The organism is Acetivibrio cellulolyticus CD2 (assembly GCF_000179595.2).
In the GTDB taxonomy this organism is placed as follows: Bacteria; Bacillota; Clostridia; order Acetivibrionales; family Acetivibrionaceae; genus Acetivibrio; species Acetivibrio cellulolyticus.
This window is the reverse complement of record NZ_JH556658.1, coordinates 521403-542970: the sequence shown is the minus strand read 5'-3', so window position 1 is coordinate 542970 and position 21568 is coordinate 521403. Positions and strand designations below refer to the sequence as shown.

General features: G+C 34.1%; 20 protein-coding genes, 2 tRNA genes and 1 other annotated feature. Of the genes, 5 read left to right on the top strand and 17 right to left on the bottom strand.

The window, feature by feature from the left end; translation table 11 throughout:
* The 3 genes from ACECE_RS0218285 to ACECE_RS0218275 all read right to left on the bottom strand — a co-directional run bounded on the left by ACECE_RS0218285 (position 1) and on the right by ACECE_RS0218275 (position 2235).
* Entirely contained in the window at positions 1-390 is a 390-nt protein-coding gene (locus ACECE_RS0218285) for a biotin/lipoyl-containing protein (RefSeq protein WP_010249862.1), read from the bottom strand.
* A 126-nt stretch (positions 391-516) separates the two neighbouring features.
* On the bottom strand, positions 517-846 hold the full coding sequence (locus ACECE_RS0218280; RefSeq protein ID WP_010249861.1) for an OadG family protein: 330 nt from the start codon (positions 844-846) through the stop codon (positions 517-519).
* Between the two features lie 12 nt (positions 847-858).
* Positions 859-2235 carry a pyruvate carboxylase subunit B gene (locus ACECE_RS0218275; RefSeq protein WP_010249860.1) on the bottom strand — a complete coding sequence of 459 codons (1377 nt, stop codon included), beginning with the start codon at positions 2233-2235 and terminating at the stop codon, positions 859-861.
* 85 nt (positions 2236-2320) lie between these two features.
* Positions 2321-2377: a sequence feature (sodium ion sensor (DUF1646 type); this cis-regulatory element may regulate processes involved in with the transportation of sodium ions), on the bottom strand.
* A gap of 229 nt (positions 2378-2606) precedes the next feature.
* Between ACECE_RS0218275 and ACECE_RS0218270 the strand changes: the two genes are divergently transcribed.
* Positions 2607-2681, top strand: a tRNA-Trp gene (locus ACECE_RS0218270).
* A 118-nt stretch (positions 2682-2799) separates the two neighbouring features.
* Here ACECE_RS0218270 and ACECE_RS0218265 read toward each other — a convergent pair.
* The 11 genes from ACECE_RS0218265 to ACECE_RS0218215 all read right to left on the bottom strand — a co-directional run bounded on the left by ACECE_RS0218265 (position 2800) and on the right by ACECE_RS0218215 (position 16047).
* A complete protein-coding gene (locus ACECE_RS0218265) occupies positions 2800-4956 on the bottom strand; it encodes a sensor histidine kinase (protein WP_010249859.1) in 2157 nt (718 codons plus the stop codon).
* A gap of 149 nt (positions 4957-5105) precedes the next feature.
* Positions 5106-6248 carry a hypothetical protein gene (locus tag ACECE_RS0218260; protein WP_010249858.1) on the bottom strand — a complete coding sequence of 381 codons (1143 nt, stop codon included), beginning with the start codon at positions 6246-6248 and terminating at the stop codon, positions 5106-5108.
* Between the two features lie 5 nt (positions 6249-6253).
* On the bottom strand, positions 6254-7177 hold the full coding sequence (locus ACECE_RS0218255) for an acyl-CoA dehydratase activase-related protein (RefSeq protein ID WP_010249856.1): 924 nt from the start codon (positions 7175-7177) through the stop codon (positions 6254-6256).
* A gap of 152 nt (positions 7178-7329) precedes the next feature.
* Positions 7330-8436: a GerAB/ArcD/ProY family transporter gene (locus ACECE_RS0218250; protein ID WP_010249853.1), complete on the bottom strand. Its 1107-nt coding sequence runs from the start codon at positions 8434-8436 to the stop codon at positions 7330-7332.
* A gap of 11 nt (positions 8437-8447) precedes the next feature.
* The gene (locus tag ACECE_RS31260; RefSeq protein ID WP_162862581.1) at positions 8448-8624 is read right to left on the bottom strand and encodes a hypothetical protein; all 177 of its coding nucleotides are present in this window, start codon (positions 8622-8624) and stop codon (positions 8448-8450) included.
* Between the two features lie 25 nt (positions 8625-8649).
* Positions 8650-9942 carry a Ger(x)C family spore germination protein gene (locus tag ACECE_RS0218240; RefSeq protein ID WP_010249851.1) on the bottom strand — a complete coding sequence of 431 codons (1293 nt, stop codon included), beginning with the start codon at positions 9940-9942 and terminating at the stop codon, positions 8650-8652.
* Positions 9929-11041: a GerAB/ArcD/ProY family transporter gene (locus ACECE_RS0218235; protein ID WP_010249850.1), complete on the bottom strand. Its 1113-nt coding sequence runs from the start codon at positions 11039-11041 to the stop codon at positions 9929-9931. The genes ACECE_RS0218240 and ACECE_RS0218235 overlap by 14 nt, the downstream gene beginning before the upstream one ends.
* A gap of 33 nt (positions 11042-11074) precedes the next feature.
* On the bottom strand, positions 11075-12970 hold the full coding sequence (locus ACECE_RS0218230; RefSeq protein ID WP_010249848.1) for a spore germination protein: 1896 nt from the start codon (positions 12968-12970) through the stop codon (positions 11075-11077).
* 221 nt (positions 12971-13191) lie between these two features.
* Complete coding sequence (hflC, locus tag ACECE_RS0218225; protein WP_010249846.1) at positions 13192-14058, bottom strand: protease modulator HflC; 867 nt, start codon at positions 14056-14058, stop codon at positions 13192-13194.
* A 1-nt stretch (position 14059) separates the two neighbouring features.
* Positions 14060-15025, bottom strand: a complete 966-nt coding sequence (gene hflK / locus ACECE_RS0218220; protein ID WP_010249844.1) for an FtsH protease activity modulator HflK — start codon at positions 15023-15025, stop codon at positions 14060-14062.
* Between the two features lie 188 nt (positions 15026-15213).
* The gene (locus ACECE_RS0218215; protein ID WP_010249842.1) at positions 15214-16047 is read right to left on the bottom strand and encodes a 3D domain-containing protein; all 834 of its coding nucleotides are present in this window, start codon (positions 16045-16047) and stop codon (positions 15214-15216) included.
* A gap of 123 nt (positions 16048-16170) precedes the next feature.
* On the opposite strand from ACECE_RS0218215, the gene ACECE_RS0218210 reads away from it, so the two are divergent.
* The 3 genes from ACECE_RS0218210 (at position 16171) to ACECE_RS0218200 (ending at position 18076) form a co-directional block, all read left to right on the top strand.
* Positions 16171-16248: transfer RNA gene (locus ACECE_RS0218210), tRNA-Pro, on the top strand.
* 281 nt (positions 16249-16529) lie between these two features.
* Entirely contained in the window at positions 16530-17093 is a 564-nt protein-coding gene (locus tag ACECE_RS0218205) for a sigma-70 family RNA polymerase sigma factor (RefSeq protein ID WP_010249840.1), read from the top strand.
* Positions 17090-18076 carry a DUF4179 domain-containing protein gene (locus tag ACECE_RS0218200; RefSeq protein WP_010249838.1) on the top strand — a complete coding sequence of 329 codons (987 nt, stop codon included), beginning with the start codon at positions 17090-17092 and terminating at the stop codon, positions 18074-18076. Before ACECE_RS0218205 ends, ACECE_RS0218200 begins: the two co-directional genes overlap by 4 nt.
* A 257-nt stretch (positions 18077-18333) precedes the next feature.
* Here ACECE_RS0218200 and ACECE_RS0218195 read toward each other — a convergent pair whose 3' ends face one another.
* Complete coding sequence (locus ACECE_RS0218195) at positions 18334-18840, bottom strand: GNAT family N-acetyltransferase (protein WP_010249836.1); 507 nt, start codon at positions 18838-18840, stop codon at positions 18334-18336.
* A 41-nt stretch (positions 18841-18881) separates the two neighbouring features.
* Entirely contained in the window at positions 18882-19523 is a 642-nt protein-coding gene (locus ACECE_RS0218190; protein ID WP_010249834.1) for a stalk domain-containing protein, read from the bottom strand.
* Between the two features lie 209 nt (positions 19524-19732).
* Between ACECE_RS0218190 and ACECE_RS0218185 the strand changes: the two genes are divergently transcribed.
* On the top strand, positions 19733-19930 hold the full coding sequence (locus ACECE_RS0218185) for a hypothetical protein (RefSeq protein WP_010249832.1): 198 nt from the start codon (positions 19733-19735) through the stop codon (positions 19928-19930).
* Positions 19931-21094: 1164 nt separating this feature from the next.
* Here the strand turns inward: ACECE_RS0218185 and ACECE_RS28045 are convergent.
* Positions 21095-21352 carry a hypothetical protein gene (locus ACECE_RS28045; protein ID WP_162862475.1) on the bottom strand — a complete coding sequence of 86 codons (258 nt, stop codon included), beginning with the start codon at positions 21350-21352 and terminating at the stop codon, positions 21095-21097.
* Positions 21353-21568 lie beyond the last annotated feature (216 nt).

The following is a 21568-nucleotide window of genomic DNA, read 5'->3' as shown; positions in this document are numbered from 1 at the left end:
CTATTGAATTACGGCAAGAAGATCACCTGAAGATACAGACGCCCCCTTGTCGACAACAATTTGTACAACTACACCATCAACAGGTGCTGTAATTTCATTCTCCATTTTCATAGCTTCAAGAATAAAAATCACATCCCCCTTTTTAACCCGTTGCCCGTCAGTTACTTTTACATTTAAAATAGTTCCAGGCATAGGGGCTTTTATAGCTTCACCCTTTGATGCAACAACAGTAACAGGTGCCTGCGTTGCAGGACTTTGTACAGGAGCAGCTGATTGGGTAACCACCTGGATATTGGGCACAGCTGCTTCTGTCGTCTTAACTATACTTGCCTGTCCCTTTTCCACTTCCACTTCATAATTCTTATTATTTATAGTAACAACATATTTCATTGCAAAACCTCCTAATCATGTTAAATTTAAAAGTTAGGTACGACTAAAATATAAGTTTCTACTCTAGATGACGAAAAGATAATGTTTTCAAAATATGAGAGCAGAAAGTTATTTTTTCATTATCCCTTATTCAAGAGCTCTTATTGATTTAAAAGAAAGCTCTGATAGAGGTATCTTTGATTCGTCACTTACAATTGCCATAATCATAGCTGCAGTTTTCTCATCCACATTGTAAAGTTTTAATTCTCCGGATGAAAAGGCATTTTCGTCAGATTCCAGAACTGAATAAGAAGTTTCTGCACGTTCAACACTTTGAACGACAGTTTCGTTTTTCTTCCCTGAAAAGCTCTTTAAAACAACAGAGAATAACTTCACTATAAAAAATAGAAATGAAAGCACTAAAAACACCAACGCAATGCAAAATAAAGATACTATCAAGCTTTGAATTATAGACATACGCATCACCCTTTACTTTTTGATTATTGAATAAGTAACTTTTGTTGCAGTACGCTCTTCTCTTTCCTTAAAGAACTTCTCAGCTATCTGAGGAAATGCAATATAGGAAAGGACATCCTTTTCACTTTTAGTTACATTCTTCAATTGTTCTTTTACTTTATCAAATTCCGGTTCAAGAGTGTCTGCAAATCTAATTGTAATTGGCTTTTCGTCCCCTAGAACTTTTTTAACCAAAGCCGGATCAATTTCACCAGGAGCTTGGCCATATTCTCCCCTTAAGTAGGATTTTACTTCTTTTGATACACTCTTATATCTTTCACCCAAAAGCACGTTTGAAGCTGCTTGAACTCCAACCATCTGACTCATGGGAGTAACCAATGGAGGATATCCCAAGTCCTTTCTTACTTTTGGTGTCTCTGCCAAAACTTCATCAAGTCTTTCTATAGCATTTTGTGATTTCAACTGTGCAATAAGGTTGGATAACATTCCACCGGGTACCTGATACACCAAAGCATCTGTATCTGTTCCCAAAACAAAAGCGTCCATAAGACCGGACGATATATACTTCGTTTTTAAAGGCTTGAAAAAGTCATTTATATCCTTTAATACTTTTTCATTCAGACCTGTATTATAGCCAGTCTGTTTTAATGCATAATTCAATGTTTCCGTTGAAGGTTGAGATGTTCCGCCTGAAAAAGATGATATAGCACAATCAATACCATCGCAGCCTGCCTCAACAGCTTTAACATAAGTAATCGGCCCTAAACCTGTTGTGGAATGGGTATGAAGAAATATCGGTATCTTCACAGATTCTTTTAAGGTTTTTACCAGATCATATGCTTCCTGCGGCCCCATAATCCCTGCCATATCTTTAATACATATTGAAGCGACTCCCATGCTTTCCAGCTGTTTTCCCATCTTTGCATAATTTTCAAGATTATGAATAGGGCTGGTAGTATAACAGATACAACCTTGTGCATGAGCCTTTTGTTTTATGGTTTCATCTATAGCTACTTGAATATTTCTGAAGTCATTCAAGGCATCAAATATTCTAAAAATGTCCATTCCACTATCAACAGAATGTGCAACAAATTTTCTTACTACATCATCAGGGTAATGTTTATATCCTAAAATGTTTTGACCTCTTAGCAACATTTGCAGAGGCGTTTTCTTTACCTTTACCTTAATTTTTTTGAGTCTTTCCCAAGGATCTTCATCCAGATACCTAAGACATGAGTCAAAGGTAGCACCACCCCAGCACTCAAGTGAATAATATCCCGCTTTATCCAGAGTTTCCAAAACACCCTCAAAATCGGAGAACGGCATCCTGGTAGCAATAAGCGATTGGTTCGCATCTCTTAGAACAGTTTCCGTAATATTAATTTTCATTATGCTAGCATCTCCTTAGTTTTTTAGTTATTTAATTTTTTATTTTTTTATATAAAACAAAAGGGTAGAAAACTCGCAAATATCGAGCTTCCCACCCCGGAAGTCCAATCATCTTGAAAGCGAATATAGAATTCACCCAACCGTATCTAAATTTTATTGAATTTTTTTCAGTATAACATTGTTTTTGATTCTTATCAATACCAAACATGGCGTATAGATTGAAAAACCTAAGACCTAATATAACCAAAATAATTAAGTAACTTCAAAGTAGTTGCATGATATAAAGTAAAAAAATTCAACATTTTTTTTACTTTATCAAAAATCACCCATTGACATGAATTTAATCCTGTTGTATACTATAAAAGCGCCGAAGGGGAGTAGTTCAATGGTAGAGCAACGGTCTCCAAAACCGTAAGTTGCGTGTTCGAGTCGCGTCTCCCCTGCCAAAAAGAACTTGATGCTATAAAGCTTCAAGTTCTTTATTTTATTTCTGGCAAAAACCCCTAGCTTTTAATGATTATATTTTTTCGCCTTATCATCCTGACATTTATTATAGAACTACTTTCATAATACATTTGAAAGCTCAATATAAACTTTTTCATCTATACTTCTTTCAATTTCAGCATCTATTTCACTATTGTCAAAATACGGTTCATCAGGCAATATTCTTTTTGGTAATAAAACCTTAAACGTAGATCCAACACCCAAACTGCTTTCCACTTCAATATTTCCACCATGCATTTCGACAAGTGCCTTAACCAGTGACAAACCAACTCCTATGCCTTCATAGTCCTTTGCCAATGAATTGTCAACCTGCTTAAATCTCTCAAAGATTAAATCAAGCTTATCCTCAGGTATCCCAATTCCAGTGTCTGATACAGAAATTAATACATGTTGTTTATGATTAAAAATATTAACTTCTATCTGCCCACCTTCCCTTGTAAATTTTATCGCATTGGATAAGAGATTTAATACTATCATTTCTATTTTATCTATGTCGCAAGCTAAAATTATCTCCTCTGTATCAGTATCAAACATCAGACTAATCCTCCTATTTCTGGTATATTCCCAAACCGACATTGTAACTTTTTCCACTATACTTACAATATTATAGTTTTTAAGCTTGAGTTCACCATAACCGGAATCTATTTTTGCTATCTCAAGAAAGTTATTAGCAATCTTAAACAACCTGTATGAATTAGTTTTAACTGACGCGATATATTGGGCCATCTTCTCTTTCTGGTCATTTAAATTTTCTTCCAACTTACAAAAAGATTCCATTATTTTAAGAGTACAAAGCATAATACTCAAAGGTGTACGAAATTCATGAGACAAATTTGTAAAATAATCCGTCTTCATTTTATGCTTTTCAGTAATTTCTTTAAGAAGTCTTTTATTCTCAACTACACTTTTTTCCATCTCTTTGATTTTTTTCATTTGAGCAAGATCTCTTATCACACTTATAAATACATGCTTATCATCAGCTATATGTGGGGTTGTAACAAATTCAACTTTGAAACATTTGTTACTATTCAACACTGTTTGTTCAAAGGCAACCTGGCGACCATTCTTTACAATCTCATCCATTTCAAGTAGAAATGAATGATAATTTTCCTCACCAAACAAATCAAACAAGGAGATTTCTAAGCCTTGCTGCTTATTTTCCAAACCTAAAAGTCTCACTCCTAATTGGTTTACAAATAAAACATTTTCCCTGTCATGCAAAAATACAGCCTCTGGCAATAACTCCAAAAGTGACCTATATCTTTCTTCACTTTTCCTCAACAGTTCTTCAGCCCGTATACTCTCCTCAACTTCAAGCTTTAGCTGGCTATTTACCATTTCAAGTTCAATTGTTTTTTGCTCAAATTCTTTGTTTTTCCGATCAAGTTTATCATATAGAATTATCAAAGGTTCGTTAGTTTCTCCTATAGTAATAGCCCTGAAAATTACACAATAAGCAAATAATCTTATGAAATGTGCTAGAATATTGGCTGTATCATTTACTTGAGCACCTGACACAAATAATACCTCTGCCAATAGTTTTATAGCAATAAATGAAAACATGCAATTAAATAATCTGTGCTCAAAATTGTGTTTTTTTGCATATAACATTATCGTAATTAAAACATACAAAAACAAAACTATATATTCACTAACAATCTTAAACATCGTCTGTTCAGCATTATCATATGCACATCTAGGGAATATTCTCCAGCGTACTATGAATAACATTATAATAGATGTGGCTAATAAGTATATAGCAACAATGATTTTAAAGTTTTCACTCTTTTCAAAAACAGCACTGGGTATGAAAAACATGACTAGTAATGAAAATGCCTCAAGGTACTTACATGCAATCGAAATTTGAATAGCTAAATTGTAATCATTCCAAGGAAAAATGTTAACACCTTTATAGGTAAACATATGAATTATTTGAAACAGACTTATAAATAAAAACATCGCTCCCAGATATAAGAAAGCTCCATTTTTTAACAGCTTTGAACTATGGTACGCAATACTTGCAATACTTATACCAATAAATATTCCAACCAACTCTATTATCGAATGAAAAAAAGTATAGTCTTTAGAACCTACATAAAGAGAAATCAAAACAGCCGCACTAAATAGCAAAAACGTTTTCAAGAACAACCTATTTTCTTTCATATTCAGCTTTAGTTTAAATTCAGCAGGATTATCGCGATCTCTAACGTCCCCCACTAAGTATAACCTCCCTTGATTTCTAATATACGTAATTATACCAATTTCCAATATAATTTGTCTACTTATTACGCAATACATATTATATAATAATTAGTTCAGTTAGAAATCAATTACAGTAATTAGTGGTACTATATTAGCTATGTTTGTTAAAAGTGCTTCCTTATAAAGGAATAATTAATATCTGCAAATTGCGTGACCAAATTCCCTCTATGCCTTTTTCTCATTCCAAGCATGTCTACAAAAGCCTCCAATCTTGTCAAATAGCCTTCCTCTCCTGTCATTTCATCAACAATTAGCGTCATTATCGGAATGTTGTATTTTCTCTGAACTTCTACAAGAGTGCTCTGTGCAATTATTTCAGGCATACAGGTAAAAGGATATATCTGGATAACACCGTCATACTTCTTTTTAGCACTTAATATTGACGCACCAACAGTCTGAATTCCATGTCCTCCAATATCATCTGTATTAATGAATTCCTTACCTGCCTCATGGTTTTTGTTCCTAATCTTAAAAGGCAGATTATTTTTTATAAAGTGATCAAAAATCCAGTGACTCACACTTAAATTGTTGTAAACTTCAACTCCCATATTGCCAAGCTTTCTTTCAAGTTCAAAATTGATTCCTTTATGGGACGCCGCATATATCTCTCCAACTATAGCAACCTTTAGAGGCATAAATTTCCTATCAATAGGAATTTTCCTCAACTCTTTTTTTGTTGAACTTATTATGCTCAATATACTCTCGTACCCTTTAGCTTTTTGTACATTGCTATGGAACTTTGCAATCACTCTGTCAGTCTGTCCTTTGTTTATCTCTCTGCATCTTGCATATCCTGCCAGCTTGTCCACCTTATCAACTAAAAAAACTGTTTTTGCAGCATATATTATTCCCTTAATTAAATCAATATTACTTTTGTCTTTTGTCAAAGGGCTGATCTTGTCTAAAACTCCTTTTATGGTAATATTGCTCGTCTCAAGGCACACAAATTTTACCTGATATTTCAGATTTCTGATTATTTCAGACAGAAGGTCTCCATAATATCCAAATCTGCACTGCCCGTTTCCCCCACCGAAAAGTATAAAGTCTGCACCATTTTCAATACCATAAATAAGGTCCCCCAGTATTGTTTTAAAAGGCATGCAGGCAAATTCAGGCGAGTTCACAACACCCAATTCCATAGTTTCTTTTGAATTTAGCGGAGGCATCACATATTCTATGCCTGCTGTATCCAGAAGCACCTTTATTGGTATATACATGTTTCCCATATGCGGAAATGTAATCTTCATAAAAATCACCCTATCATATCTATAAATGCTTCAAGTCTGGTATCAAAACCAGCTTCTCCCGTGTGTTCATCAACTGTAAGTTTCAGTAAAGGAAGGCTTCGATACTCGGACTTGATTCTACTTTCAATAAACTCCATTATAAAAGCATCCAACCCACAGGCAAACGGTGTAAGATATATCATTCCCTTTACCCGTTCATCCTTTGCATATGTAAAAGCACTACCCAGCAATTCAAATCCTATATCCCAAAAAGTCTTTTCCTGGTATGGGTAAGCATTTCTGCGTTTTGTTTCGAAATCAATATCTCTTGGTGTAAAAACGGCTATATTTCTCTTGTTAAGTTTTTCTATAAGTCTCATACTTAAATAGCTGTCATAAATCATATACGGATGGCCAAGTAAGGAGAGAACAACTTTACTGCTGCCTTCATTCTCCTTATTGCACAAATTGTTATCAGTCCCAACTTTCGTTTTCATGTGCTTTGAATATGATTTATTAAATGCTTCTAAAACTTTTGCAGGATTTAACTTTAATGTTTTAGCTATTACCTTAAGGCTTTCAACTGTTTCACCAGGATATGCATCCATATTGATTTTCACTTCCAAAATCTTAATCTGCCCTCCTAAGTTGATAGCTGTCATATCCGGAAGTCCACAAAACTTTGGACATGTATACTCATTCTTCCCTGTACTCTGATACCTTGGAATGAAAACAAAATCAACCTTGTCCTTAAGACTCGCTACATGCCCGTGAAATACCTTAACAGGCAAACAAGTTTCATTACTGCAATGTTTTACGCCATCATCCATCACCTTCTTGTTTGTATCCTGTGATATAACCACATCGAATCCCAAACTCTTAAAAAAGTCCTCCCACATTGTGCTATGCTCAAAATAAAACATACCCTTTGGTATTCCGATCGTTGCCATTATCCTAGCCTCTTTGTCTATCAAAATATTTTCCATAACAAATAACGTCTATAGAATGATATTATTTACTTTACGCAGACAGTTTATACCCATAAGTTTCCTGCTGCTTTTTAATATGAACATTATTTGATTCTAGCGCCTCGAAATAGATTTTATATATTGATTTTTTTATACTTATTCTTACCTTTACCAATAAATCTACCAAGAATCAACAGAATAATTATCATACAAAGCAACACAAGTAACGACCAATCTCTGAAAAATATTGTTGCTTTATCAAGATCTGAAAATCTCTTAAATAGGAAGCTAATGTTGAAAACCAATATAGCAAATGGCAATATAAGCGGTCTTTGATATTGAAGATCAAAAGTTTTTCTAAATATATGTACTATAAAATAGAAAATTACGCTTAGGTACATTAAGCCAAATAATACCCAAATAATCATAAACACAGATTCAAACCTCTGAAGAAACCTTCCGAACCAAAGCATTCTCCCCAATTCGTACACAGGAATATATCCTTCCATTTCTGAAGGATATGGATATATCCCAGTATATACAAAAGTAGTAACTAAAACTATAAGTGTAGAGATAGTAATAGCCTTATGCCCTGCTTTTTTAAACTCTGCCGTCTTCTTTATATAAGGTATCACAAAAAACAAAAAAATAAGCTCTGAATATCCACCTAATTTAGTAATACTTTTAACAAAAACCTCCTTAGGCCCTGTTCCTAGAATTGGTGTAAAGTTCGAAAATTCTACTAGTGGTAGGAGAGCTATTATAAAAATTACAAAAACAACAGCGACAACCGGTATTATAAATGCCTGGATCCTCACAATACCCTCTAGGCCCAAGTAACTGCTAATTAGTGCACCTATAATAAAGAACATCGTAACAAAGCTTAATGGTGAATCGCTGAGCGAAATCACTTTCATCTCTTCACTATAGGTTCTCAAATATATTGACATAAGGGCAATAATAAAACCAAGCAAAATAACACCAACAATTATTTTTAACGGTTTTCCTCCTATACTTTCACCAATATCTATAAGGTCTTTGCCTTCGAATCTTCCATATAGCTTGGATATGATATAAAAAACTGCAGTAACAATTAAAAAATAGTATACACAAACAAGCCATGCGGCGGGTCCCCCAATACTTACCAATCCACGCGGATAGTTCAGTATGACCTTTGTTGTTAACATAGTTATAAGCATGCATACAGTTTCCCATTGACCAAACGTTATTTTTCTTTCCATACATCTCCTCCTTATTCCCTAAAATAAAGCGAATATATGGGAAGGATAAGCTCTGCGAGAGCAACTACTAATATCATAATTGCACCAAGCCTGTTTTTTTTATCCCAAGTCCACTTTCCATAGCTTAAAGTCCTTATAAATACCCATATTAAAATTACAAATATAAAAATTGTACTTAAAAAGCTCATTATTTCTCCTTCTTTCTTTTATTCCTTATTCCTTATTACTTCTTTCTTCAGGAAGAGACTTCAAAATAAGCCCAGGTCTTCTTATCTTTACATCAACATCAACATTAAAAGTTGCTTCTTTATACTTAGTAAACCAATCAAATTGTTCCCACTCTTTCCATGTAAGGAATTTACCCTTCATCTTCTTTCCAAAGCCAACGTTATCCGTTCCAAACTCCTTACAGCTTTTATTAAGATATCTTAGAATTCCCTCCTTCAAAAACTCACTTGCACTGCTCTCCAGCTTACCGATATTTTCTTTGCTCTCATAGTTATACCCGCTTTGTATTGATAAAATATCAGCCTCAAGAAGCACCTTCGCATTTAAGCTGGGTTTATCGCCAATCATTTGAACACTCTTTTTTGTATTCCTACTCTGCTTTATGTTAAGAACTACCAATTTATTTTTTTCTAGCGGATCAGGTATTGTTATTGACGACGAATTGAATTTGTTCATAAGCATAAGGTGATAAGTTGTATCTTCACCGTCTATTTCTCCAACCATCTTTGCACCGTCAAATACTGCCAGACCCATAATTTCAATTTTTAAGTCACCGGTTTTAGGCAAATCACCCGCCTTAAAGTCGCCTTCTAATGGTATATCTCTTCCCTTTTCTTTATATGTCGAGCCACTTATGTCAAAGTCATCTGAATATTTAAACTTGTTTATACCGGCAAGAACTGCCACGGGTTGAATATCTATAGACTCTGAATTATGATAAAAATCAGCAAGCTGTGAATCTGTAGTAAATCCAGTATATCTATATGCATTTAGTAATTGTTCATAGTATTTAGCAGGATTTGTCTCAAGTTTTGGCTTAACTGCATTGATAAATTTTTCTGCTGATCCTCTCGATACAATTACATGCGCATTTGGCCTGAATTCCCTGTTCCTTATCATAGCATGCATGTACCTGCTTATTCCTTCCTTTGCAAGTTCATCTGAGAAAACAATAACCTTTACATGGGAAAGGTTTATCTGTTTACTTACAAATGTATTGAGCATATTAAGCCCGGAAAATATAGTCGGTGTATCAACGGTAACCACAGATACACTCTTGTCACCTTCGCCACCACCCCCTCCTTCACTACCCCCTCCTATAGATATAGGCACTGCCAGTTGGAGAGTCATCCTTAGTTCATTAGCCTTGCCCTTATCAAAGCCTAATGCAACAGGGTAAGCCATATCATCAAGCTCCCGTTTGTCATAACATCCGGTAAGCATTGTACATTGCAGTAAAATAAACATAACAACAATTAAAACCTTATATTTTTTCATTGCATTTTCCACCTTCTTTTTTCCTTTTAACTAACTTTGCCAATAATAAAACAACTATAGGAACACCAAAAGTAACAATCCATGCGAACTTCCTGAAGATATTTACTTCCAAATCAGCTGCTGATAAAAGGCTTTGAGGCATTAAACATAGAGTAAATAAAATTAAGGATATTGGTAAGATTAGAGGTCTATAGTACTGGAGCCTAAAGGTCTTCTTTATTATATAAATCAAAAAGAACGACCCTACACTTAAGTAAGAAAGGGCTGCCAAAGACCAAATAAGAACAAATATAGATTCAATTCTTTCAAAAAAACGTCCATAGTTAACATACCTGGCTAAATGCAAGTACGGAATTATATTCTCAGTAGAAGTCGGATAAGGTACTACCAATAAATAGACCAAGGCCCCAATAGTGAGAAGTATTGCGGATAGCACTAAACTAACGTTGCCAACAATTTTGAAATCTTTGTTTTTTCCTATAAAGGGTGCCATAAAGAACAATATGCTCATGCTAGAGTATAATGATATTTGGGGTATTCCTTGTATAAATATCTTATAAGGTCCATTTCCCAATATCGGAAGCAATCTTGAGAACTCAAAGTATTTTATATTTCCAATTACAACAATAAAAAAACCAAACGCCACAATTGGAACAATAAAGGTACTTATCCTTACAATAGCCTCAAGACCAAAATACGACGCTGTTATCACACCAATAATGAAAAAAATGATAACAAAACTTATAGGTGATTGGGTTAGGGAAAATACTTTAACATCCTCCCCGAACTCTCTTAAAACAACTGATAAAATTAAAGCATAGTTTGCTATGAAAATTAACCCTACTAATATCCTTCCAAAGTTACCACCTGCAATTTGGGCAATATCAAGTATATCCTTTCCTTCAAAGCTTGTGTACATCTTTGAAATAAAGAAAAATATTATTAAAGCAAAAACAACTGTGTATATAGGTATAATCCAACCTGCCGTCCCACCCGAATCAGCCATTCTACGAGGAAATCCAATAAAAACCTGTATCGAAGCCAAGTTTACAAGGGTAAGAATTGCTTCCGTTCTTCCAAAACGAATTTTATCCGCCATTTTAAGCCTCCTCTTAAGTATTTCTTAGCATTGCTAATTCTTGTCATCATCTGCCCACTGTCTGCTTATTTTTGGCTGCTTCTTATTATCTTTAACATTAAGAAAATCCGGTCTTTCCTCCTGTTTCCATATAGGAGCCCTTAATATTTGATCAGCAAAGCCCCCTTTTGTCATAGGACCTATAGGTGTCATAAATGGAACACCAAAGGATTTTGAAGCCGCAAACCATAATCCCTGTAAATAAAGTCCAAAGGTTATACCAAGAAACCCTGCAGTAGCGCTGAGAAAAATATATACAAACCTTAATATTCTATAGGCATACCCCAGGCTGAAATTGGGTATTGCAAAGGAACCTATACCCGTAACAGCAACAATTATAATCATAATTGGACTTACTATATTAGCTGCAACTGCAGCCTGTCCAAGAATCAGGCCTCCAACTATGCCAAGAGTAGGTCCAATAGGACCGGGTATCCTTATACCGGCTTCTCTTATAAGTTCAAAAGCAAATTCCATTATGAGCAATTCAACTACAGATGGAAAAGGCACCTTCTCCCGTGACGCTTCAATAGCAAATAATAAGTCTGTAGGAATCATCTCCTGATGGAAATTTGTTATTGCAATATATAGACCTGGAAGCAGCAGTGACATAGCAATTGCAATTATTCTGATTATTCTTAACAGGTTTGCATATGGAAATCTGATATATGAGTCCTCAGGCGAATGAAACAGATCAATATGAGTTGTTGGCATTACCAGTACAAAAGGGCTCCCATGTACAACAACGGCAACTTTACCTTCAGTCAGCATAGCTGCGACCCTGTCCGGCCTCTCGGTAGCAATTATCTGGGGCACAGCCAGATAGGAGTTGTCTTCAAGAAGCTGTTCCAATTCTCCAGAATCAAAAAGGTAATCTATCTTGATTCCCTTTAAACGTCTTCTTACCTCAGCCACTAATGAGTCATTAGCAATATCCTTAATATACATAAGCGAACAGGGCGTCTTACTTCGTCTGCCAATGCTGATACTCTCAGCTATGACATCTTCATCCTTTAAAATCTTTCTGATTAGCCCTGTGTTAGTTCTTAATAGTTCATTAAAACCTTCCTGAGGTCCCCGGATAACCATCTCAGTGTTCGGACTGCTGACTCCTCTGCCCTGCCATCCTTTAACGTCCGCTGCAAAGGCTACATCAATGCCGTCTATAAAAATTCCGCAGCCTCCAAAATTAACCTCATCTATGACTTTACTAAGCTCATTTACCATTTTTATCTGGTTATGCGGAAGCAGATGATTCCTTACAAACAGCCCTATATCTTCTTCCTTGCCCTTTATTTCAATATTAGATAATAGCATAAGGGGCTGAAGGATAGCCAAATCTATGACATCTCTGCTAGTCATCCCATCAATGAAAATCATACAGGCTGGAATACTTTTATTTTTTGCAACTATATCAAACTCTCTCAACACTATATCCCCATTATCCGGTATAGTATACTTTTTCTTGAGAAAAGCAATATTGTCAGAGAGTGTTTTACTTACTTTTGTCATTGTGCTTACATCTTTTGTTTTTTTCTCTTCTTCACCATCCCCGTTATTATCTCCCCCACTCTTGCTATCACTGCACTCACATTTTTGTTCATTATCATTACTATTACCACCAACCGTATTAATTGGGGCAAATTGAGTTTTTATACCTCTTTTTTTATGGCCCTGACTCTCTTTTTTTTCAGGGGGATTCCCATTTCCTTTTTTTTCAGAGGAATTCCCATTTCCTTCATTTCCTTTTCCATCTGCTTTTCCAGCTTCATTAGCATCTTTCTGCTTATTCAAAGATTCCCCTTCAACTTCTTTTAATATAAATTGTTCAATTTTGTCAGGTTCTTTGAAGATAAACCAGTCTTTTAATACCTTTTTAATATCTGCCAAAAAATCCACTCCTTAGTATCTTTTGAGGTAACCAACTTCAAAGATAAATATGCAATTTATCTAACTATTTCTTCGGTAATGCATATGTAGATATACTGGTTAAATTTAAAAATTCTACTGATATTATGGTTTTAAAGGTAAATAAATATTCAAAAAAACACGGCCAGTAAGTTAAAATTTCAACTTTACTGACCGTGCTTATATTTTTTATCGTTTCACTCTTAATTGCCACCATTTATAAGATATTTGGTAAGAGGTGAGTCTAGAGGAAGCACCAGAGTTTTATCACCTTTGAGCGATGTCTTCATTGCCTCAAGAGATCTAATAAATTCATAAAACTCCATTTTATCACCAGAGTAAGCATCAGCAAGGATTTTTATATGTTCTGCTTCTCCTTCACCTAAAAGTTCCTGTTCCTTTGATTTTGCTTCAGAAATTAGTATGTTAACCTGTTTGTCTACCTCATTTTTGATTTTTTGTGCCTCATAATTTCCTTCAGCAACATACTGCTCAGCAATTTTTTCTCTTTCGGAAATCATTCTCTTATATACTGATTCTTCGTTCTCAGATGGCAAATCAAGCCTTTTTATTTCAACATCTTTTACTTCAATCCCATAACGTTTGATCTGATTTGCTACATCTTTAGTTACAGCTTCATTAAATGCTCCTCTTCCTGAAAGTTCTTCATTAATTATGCTGCTTTGTTCTAATGTTCCCATAGTGTTTTTAACTGCATTATATACTGCTGCATCTATTCTTTTTTCAGCTTCCGATACCAAACTCACTGATTTATAAAATTCAAGAGGATCTGTAATTTCCCAGATTACATAGTTATCAACAACCATTGCCTTCTTGTCTTTTGTAAGAACATTTGAAGGCTGCAGGTCATATAAAATCTTTTTCTTTGGAAGGACAAACTTGCTGTCAACAAATGGCACCTTTAAATAAAGCCCTGCTGAACTTTTCGTTTCTATTACTTTTCCGAATCTTTTTATACAAGCATATTCATCTTCTTTTACTATATATGCGCTCATAAGTATTACTATAAGAGCAATAAACGCTGCTGCAGCTATTAACACCTTTTTCATATTAATTGCCCCCCTTGTTTTCAAACGGCTTCAACGGTAGAATTTTCTGTATATCACCGGAATTATCCTCAATATAAACAGTAATACCCGGAAGTATTTCTTCCATTGCTTCAAGATAAAGTCTTTTCTTTGTTATATCCTTATAATTCTTATATTCCTCATACATTTTTTGAAATTTTACAACTTGCCCTTTGGCATCATTGATCTTAGTTTGCCTCTGTGACTCTCCATTTCTGATTATCTTGTCTGATTCAGCTTGTGCTTTGGGGAGCTCTGAGTTTTTGTACTTGTTTGCTTCATTTATTGCCGTCTCTTTACTCTGCTTTGCATTTTCAACATTCTTAAACGCCTGTTTTACTGCATCTGTTGGAGGCTCAGAATCTTGAATTTTCACATCAATTACCTGTACTCCAATATCATAGTTTTCAAGACTTTGCATAAGCTTTTCCTTTATATCACTTTGTATAGCAACTTTTCCACTCGTCAAAACATCATCAATAGTTGCAGAACCTACAACTGACCTTGCAGCACTAAGTGTCGTATTTCTGAGTATTTCATCCGGTTCAACAGCTTCAAACAGATATTTTTTAGGGTCTGAAATCTTCCATTCAATGAAAAAGTCAATTCTGATAATGTTGTAATCACCGGTAATCATCTTTGATTCCTCATCAACAGCAACATATTTACCATCTTTTCCATCCCTGTAACCCAGTTCAAGTTTTTGAGTTTTTTGCACCGGTACTTTGATAACTGACTGTATAGGATCCGGTAATTTAAAATGCATTCCTGCGCCCTCAATACTCGTTACCTTTCCAAATGTAAGGACAACGGCCTGCTGCTGATCGTTTACAGTATAGTATGAGTTAAATGAAATAACCAATACAACTAAAATCAAACATGCACCTAAAATTAGCTTAGGTGATATTTTGGGTACCTTCTTTTTTGGCTTAATATTTACAACTTCCATGCTTATAATACCCCCTTGTTTATGCTATTCTTATCTCTGCTTTATCTATATTCCTATTCTAGATTAAATATATAATTCCTTCTTTAAAAACAAATCCGCATCTGATAGTAAATTAATCTAGTTTAAAGACATTTGTGCAAACGTCGCAAAAAAGGTGCTTACATCTGCCTGTAAGCACCTTTTTTGCTTTAAAGTGGTACATCTTCTACTTTGCCGTTCCCCAGTTTTACCAGGTAAACATCCCAATAGCTTGTACCCAACTTATTTGCAAAATCTTTATCAAATACCGCAAAATCAAATCTTTTCTTTCCTTTAATTGCACTGCCTGTATCCATAGCTACTGCGTATCCTAAACCTTTTATATAGAAAACTGTTCCAAATGGCCAGTATTTTTTATCTATAGCAATTGATACCCCTGGTATTATCGGCTGTCCTGAGTTTGTAATCCCAAGGTTATTACCACATTCAGAACTACATGGAGTATAGGCTGTTCCTAAAAACTTACCAACATACCTACCTCGTTCCACCGAGCCTCTAGAACTTATACCCTGGAATTCGGTAAAGCTTTGTGGCCTTATCCCTACAGAAGCAGCTTTTTTCAATGTGTTTTGAAGCTCAATGTTGTCTTGTGCCAATTCCTTGTTTTTATCTTCGAGCTCTTTATTCTTTTCCATAAGCTCATAATTTCTATTTTTAATTTCTTCAAGCTGCATAGTTATTTGCTCATGCTGTGTTGAAATCTTTTCAAATTTATCTTCTAATAAACTGTACTCCTGTGTGGTGGCTCTATTCTTTGATACAAGACTACTGTTTTCCTCAGATATAGTCTGGATTCTTAAGAATGTGTCCTCATACTTTTCTCTGGTGCCCTTATACCAATTATATATTATATAATTATTAACACCTAGAGATATCACCACAACAAATATTATATATGCAGCCAATAAAATTGTCTTCTTGACTTTTCTTTGAGTTTTTAACCTCAGAGGCTCACTAAGTGGTGCTGCCTCATCGCTTAACATATAAATTTCCTCCCTTAAATATTATTGTTCAATTTTAATTATAAGCAAATAAATCATGTTTTATACATTTTATTTTTTTTATTTACAATTAAAATAGATTGTGCTATAATAAGAATTCGTTATCGGGGTGTAGCTCAGTTTGGCTAGAGTACTTGCTTGGGGTGCAAGGGGTCGCGTGTTCAAGTCACGTCACTCCGACCAAAGAAAAGAAGCGGCTTACAGGGTTTCTGTAGTCCGCTTTTTTCATTTCAAAAAGTATAAAAATCACTAATTAATCATTAGTTATAATAAAATGAGATTATTAAAAGTTATAAAGTTGGTGATGAAATTAACCTTTCTATTCTGAGAGATAGCAAGAAATTAGACATCAAAGTAAAGATAAAAGAAAAAAGATAAATTTTTTTCAAAACCAAAACCTTTTTAAGTTATTCATTGTCTAATACTATTGAGATGAAATTTTACAGCATATTAGGAGATTAAAAATGGTCATTGTTAATACTGAAAAAGTCATAGAAGCTATTAAAGGGGATAAAAACGCTTTTGTAGAGTTAATTGAAGAAAGAAAGGCTGATATATTTAGACTGTCATATGTTTATCTAAAGGATAATAATGATTCTTTAGATTTAGTCTCTGAAACAGTTTCAAAAGCCTATTCATCAATTAAAAAACTTAATACCCCCGAATTTTTTAATACATGGATAACAAAAATAACAATGAACTGCTGTTTAAATTTTTTAAAAAAGAAAAAGAGGATTTCTGAAAACGAATTACAATTGATGGAGTCAGAACAAATTTACCAATTAGCTGATGATGGCGAAGATATATTAGATACACTTGAATTGAATATAGATTTGCAGGAAGCTATTGATAGATTAGACTTTAATCTTAAAACAATAATTATCTTGAAATATTTTCAAGACTTTACAATAAATCAAATTTCCGAAATATTGTCCTCCCCTAGTGGTACAGTAAAATCGCATCTCAATAAAGCTTTGGGTATTTTAAGACGTGAATTAGCAAACTTGAAAGCGGTGGTAAAAGAATGAATATTCTTAAAGAACAACTAGAAAGAATACAAGTGCCTGATAACATTGATTTTGTAATTAAAAAAGCAATAAGGAAAGAACAAAACCATATAGTATTAAGACGTGGATTAACAATCTTTATTACAATAAGTTTTGTATTTACTGCCTTATTTGGTACTTGCTACGCTTATCCTAAAGTAGCAAACGAACTTGCAAAAATACCCTTTATTGGTGAAGTCTTTGAAATGTTCACGGATAAAGGACTTAAAAACGCAAGCGATAAGGGATTAACTAATTTTATCGACTTGCAAGAAACAAAAGGTGAATTGACAGTTGCTATAAAGGAAGTGTACTATGACCAGGCTGAAATCAGTATTGGTTGGGCTGTTAAAGGTGGCACTTTAGCCAAAAATCATCTATTGCCGCTTTTCTACTACAACGATAAATGTATCGGTGGTGGAAGTGGCGGAGAAATTCCCAACAATGCGGAAGATTCAAGTTATATTACTTCAAATATACCAGTACCTAAAGACTTGCCGGACAAATTTGAATTAAGATTTATTATTCGGGAAAATAATAAAACGGATGGGAAAGAGTTTGAATTTATTATTCCGCTTGACCGCAACAAAAGCGATAGTCAAAGTAAAAAAATAGACATAATGAAAACATATAAAACAGATAACAGGACAATGCTTATAAAGGACATTGTATTTTCTCCGGCATCTGTTGCGATTAGTTTTAAGTTTACGCATAAACTAGGAGAAGCATATGAGTTATCATTGATAGATAAAACCGGCAATCCCTTAGTTTTCAAGCGAGCGACATCGTCAATAAATGATAATGAAATAAAAGGCGATGCTGTTACAGAGGAAGGTGTTGCGTTTTTTGAACCAATTGAAAAAATCCCCGAAGAATTAGTATTATCTGTTCTAAGTGCAGATGAGAGTGTAGTTTTAGATTCAAATAAGCCTGTTCTTATGATTATGGAATTAAAATTACAATAGTAAGTGCTTCAATATGATTTTGGTGTATAAAACGGTGTATTAAAACACAAAGTCATACAGCAAGTGATGTTAGAAGAGTTAAAATCTTGCTTTGGGTGCAAGCAGTTGCGTGTTCAAGTCACGTCACTCCGACCAACATAGAAATGATGAAGTCCTTAAAACTTAAGTGTTTTGAGGACTTTTTCTTTTGAATTGGTATTAATGATGATTGGAGTATAGTTCCAAACGGTTACGTCCCATCTTATTCCAGATTATGCTTATACTACTGGGTTAAGGTCATTAACAATGCAGATATATAAAGCCGTATCATGTCTTTCAAAGAAAGTCTTCTCTTCCACACATATAAATCCCTCTTTTTCATATACTGCCCTTAATTTATTTCGATGCTGGTTACAATTAAGGCGAATTGCAGTAATACAATAACTACAGGCTAACTTTTTTGCAAAATCTATTAATTCTTTTGAAAGTCCCTTTCCAGCAAATGTACGTTTAACAGCAAACTTATGCAAATAAAGGGACTCTCCTTTTGGAATGTTAGGCCAATAAGTTGGGTCATAGTCTGTTAAAGCCATACAAGCAGATGGTAATCCATTTTGGTATGCAATATAAAAGTTATTTATTCTATATGACTTTGATAGACTAGACCACTTAACATTTGACTCATTCCATTGGTTTTGCAGTCCATTATTAGACATCCAGTTTACTGCATCCAATAGTATTTCTTCAATGATTGGTATATCGCATTCATCTGCTTGTTTAACCATAATATTAACTCCATGTTGATTGTAACGTTTATTATCCACTATTATTTAAGCCACAGCACATTGTCTTTTATTTCGGTTGTAAAGTTTAAATCCGATATTCTTACATATACTACATCGCCATAAACAATTATTGAATCATTAGCCTTTATCATATCAGTTCCTTCTTGTTTTGGTAAAGTCAATTCTCCTTTGTTAGGTATTTTAATATAATAATTGTTGGCATCTGATGTCGTACAGGCTGCTAGTCTGGAAAACTCGATATAGTATTCGCTATCATTTATTGCATATTTTACAGGCTCACCGCTCAATTCTATGTAATCCGATTTCATTAACAAGCTTCCACTGGATATTTTATTGTCCACTGTGGTCCCGTTATTTGGAGTAGTATTTGGAGTAGTATTTGGAGTAGCATCTGCAGGTGGATTATCTGTTTTAATTGTAGTCAATTCAGCTGTTTTAGTGTCCTTATTCCAAAAAAGTTTCGCTCCTATTGCTTCAGTTGTCTTTCTAAGACTTAAATAAGTTGTCCCATTCCAGTTTAATATTGGATATTGCTCGTCCTGCAAAGTTTTGCCATTAACTGTGATATTATAGGTTATAGGAGTTAAAACATATTGTGCTGCTGCCCCTACTGTTCCAGTAATGATGCTACCCAAGACTAAACCTATCACAAATTTTTTCATAATATTTAACACCTTCCATTAACTATTTTCCTTTATTATACCATATAATTATCTAAATTGGACTATCATTTACACTTTTGGTGTTGTTGTATAATCCTATCTACTTTAAATCTATAAGCTGTTCAAGTTTCTGTATCACTTTATGTAGTCTAATAATATTATAGTATAAGGAACCTAATATCCTTGATAAAAATAGGAGATGAAATATAATGGGGCCAATGAATTCAATTGTTAGCTTTATAAAATGTAAATTTATGATGACCAGAATAAAATTTACATTGGTCGACGGATCAGAGCTTTCCGGTAAAGTAGTTGAAGCGTTTGATAGCTTAATAGGGATTGATGTAGGAAAACGCGTTATTTTTATTAATTCAAATCAGATAGTAACGTTCACTAAAGAAGATTAAAAAAATATTCAACTTAAATGCACCCTTTTTATTAAATTGAATAATATATATTATTCTATAAACTTCATGGAGGTAATAAATATGTCAGACGGTATTAAAAATATTTTTGGTGACAACTGCGAAATCTTATTTTTTATTCTTGTTTTCTTGATACTGTTCTTCAATGGAAGAGGCTATGAATACTAGTAAATTCATTCCCGTTAATAGCTAAGCGTACATATATGGGAACATTCGTACATACGGATGTTCCCATATACTATTATTTCAACACTTTCAAGTACTTTGATCCCTGCTCTATAAGTAAAATTCATTTTTTTAATCTATATGCCATGCTTAATAAATTTCACAAAAAAATTGAGGAGGCTTATAGCCCCCTCAATTAATACCTAATTGCCTTTTCGATCTTGCCGCCACATTAAAACCGCAGAAAATCCTTAGACACAGTAGATAAGTATTATTAATATTATTGCCAATATTTAAACCAAATCAAAAGCCGCAGTCTGTATCGTAAGGATTATTCCGCCACTTCCAATGTTAATGGCATCTCAAATCATGAAACTAACAATCTCCAACACCTGCTACTGGTCCAAACGGCTTACAGAAAAACAGTAATAAGAAAAGAATAATGAACCATAAAATTTCGTCGTTATCAAATATACCGCCTACACAACCTTTACCCATTATTAAATCAATCCTTTCATTTTAGATTCTTTACAATAGCATAATATTCATTGGCAGGTTGTGTTGTTACAAATTCACCATGCAAAAAAATATTTTCTCATTTTCTCAATTTCATGTGTATCTGCTGCACTACATATCCTTTTTTCATGAAGTATTAATTATAAACAAATTCTAACATTTAAAGCAATTCGCTTTACTTCTAAATAAATGTTTGCTAAGATACAGTTACATAAATATGGTTATTTCTCTCTTTTTACAATTCCAACTTTTTTCAACCATATTATTTATTTATTAATTTATAGGCATTTGCAAAATGACTTAAAAAATCAGATGTAAAAAGTTAGAAGAGATGTAAAATGGACTTTGATAACTTAAGAGGGATATATGTTAGTGATTTGACTGAAAAACCAGAACCTTGTTGATGAAATTGCAGCACAAATAAGCTTATGTATAAGACATAAGTTTCAAGAGTAAGTTAGTAAATCAAGCGATTAAAGGTTTTAAACTACGTATATACTTGTGCTCATGAATTTTATCTGCAAGTATTACAGTAATTAGTTGTGTGATACCTGCGAGATATAAATCTGCTTTAATAGTTAGGTTGTCTCTTGTTTTAAGATTACCACAGGCCATAGGCTCCTTAAGGTATTGAATGTTTTTTTCTACTACAGTCCTAATTTTGTAGTCAGAAATCCATTCGTCAGAGCCTCTAATCACACCTGGATACATGCGTTTATCCATGGCAGGAGATGTGAAGGTTACACGACCGCAAGGCTTGCCATTACAGGGGTTATCACAAGAAGTAACCCATTTACCTTTAATTAGTTTTGCCTGTGGGCACCGCCATTTGAATCTTTCGATTCTTCCTTCTTCTCGGCTCCAGGCCTTTTGGTTTCATTGGTACAGAAGAAATCTTTAGAGCAAAGTGGCCAACCATCATCATTGTATTTAATAGGC

Bases quoted from the DNA above. Each gene is read 5' to 3' on its own strand.
- ACECE_RS0218215 (WP_010249842.1), bottom strand. From the start codon at position 16,047: ATGTTAAGCGATGAGGCAGCACCACTTAGTGAGCCTCTGAGGTTAAAA.
- hflK (WP_010249844.1), bottom strand. From the start codon at position 15,025: ATGGAAGTTGTAAATATTAAGCCAAAAAAGAAGGTACCCAAAATATCA.
- ACECE_RS31260 (WP_162862581.1), bottom strand. From the start codon at position 8,624: ATGAGCTTTTTAAGTACAATTTTTATATTTGTAATTTTAATATGGGTA.
- ACECE_RS0218185 (WP_010249832.1), top strand. From the start codon at position 19,733: ATGGGGCCAATGAATTCAATTGTTAGCTTTATAAAATGTAAATTTATG.
- ACECE_RS0218280 (WP_010249861.1), bottom strand. From the start codon at position 846: ATGTCTATAATTCAAAGCTTGATAGTATCTTTATTTTGCATTGCGTTG.
- ACECE_RS0218200 (WP_010249838.1), top strand. From the start codon at position 17,090: ATGAATATTCTTAAAGAACAACTAGAAAGAATACAAGTGCCTGATAAC.
- ACECE_RS0218275 (WP_010249860.1), bottom strand. From the start codon at position 2,235: ATGAAAATTAATATTACGGAAACTGTTCTAAGAGATGCGAACCAATCG.
- ACECE_RS0218260 (WP_010249858.1), bottom strand. From the start codon at position 6,248: ATGAAGATTACATTTCCGCATATGGGAAACATGTATATACCAATAAAG.
- ACECE_RS0218240 (WP_010249851.1), bottom strand. From the start codon at position 9,942: ATGAAAAAATATAAGGTTTTAATTGTTGTTATGTTTATTTTACTGCAA.
- ACECE_RS0218235 (WP_010249850.1), bottom strand. From the start codon at position 11,041: ATGGCGGATAAAATTCGTTTTGGAAGAACGGAAGCAATTCTTACCCTT.
- hflC (WP_010249846.1), bottom strand. From the start codon at position 14,058: ATGAAAAAGGTGTTAATAGCTGCAGCAGCGTTTATTGCTCTTATAGTA.
- ACECE_RS0218205 (WP_010249840.1), top strand. From the start codon at position 16,530: ATGGTCATTGTTAATACTGAAAAAGTCATAGAAGCTATTAAAGGGGAT.
- ACECE_RS0218250 (WP_010249853.1), bottom strand. From the start codon at position 8,436: ATGGAAAGAAAAATAACGTTTGGTCAATGGGAAACTGTATGCATGCTT.
- ACECE_RS0218285 (WP_010249862.1), bottom strand. From the start codon at position 390: ATGAAATATGTTGTTACTATAAATAATAAGAATTATGAAGTGGAAGTG.
- ACECE_RS0218255 (WP_010249856.1), bottom strand. From the start codon at position 7,177: ATGGCAACGATCGGAATACCAAAGGGTATGTTTTATTTTGAGCATAGC.
- ACECE_RS0218190 (WP_010249834.1), bottom strand. From the start codon at position 19,523: ATGAAAAAATTTGTGATAGGTTTAGTCTTGGGTAGCATCATTACTGGA.
- ACECE_RS0218195 (WP_010249836.1), bottom strand. From the start codon at position 18,840: ATGGTTAAACAAGCAGATGAATGCGATATACCAATCATTGAAGAAATA.
- ACECE_RS28045 (WP_162862475.1), bottom strand. From the start codon at position 21,352: ATGGATAAACGCATGTATCCAGGTGTGATTAGAGGCTCTGACGAATGG.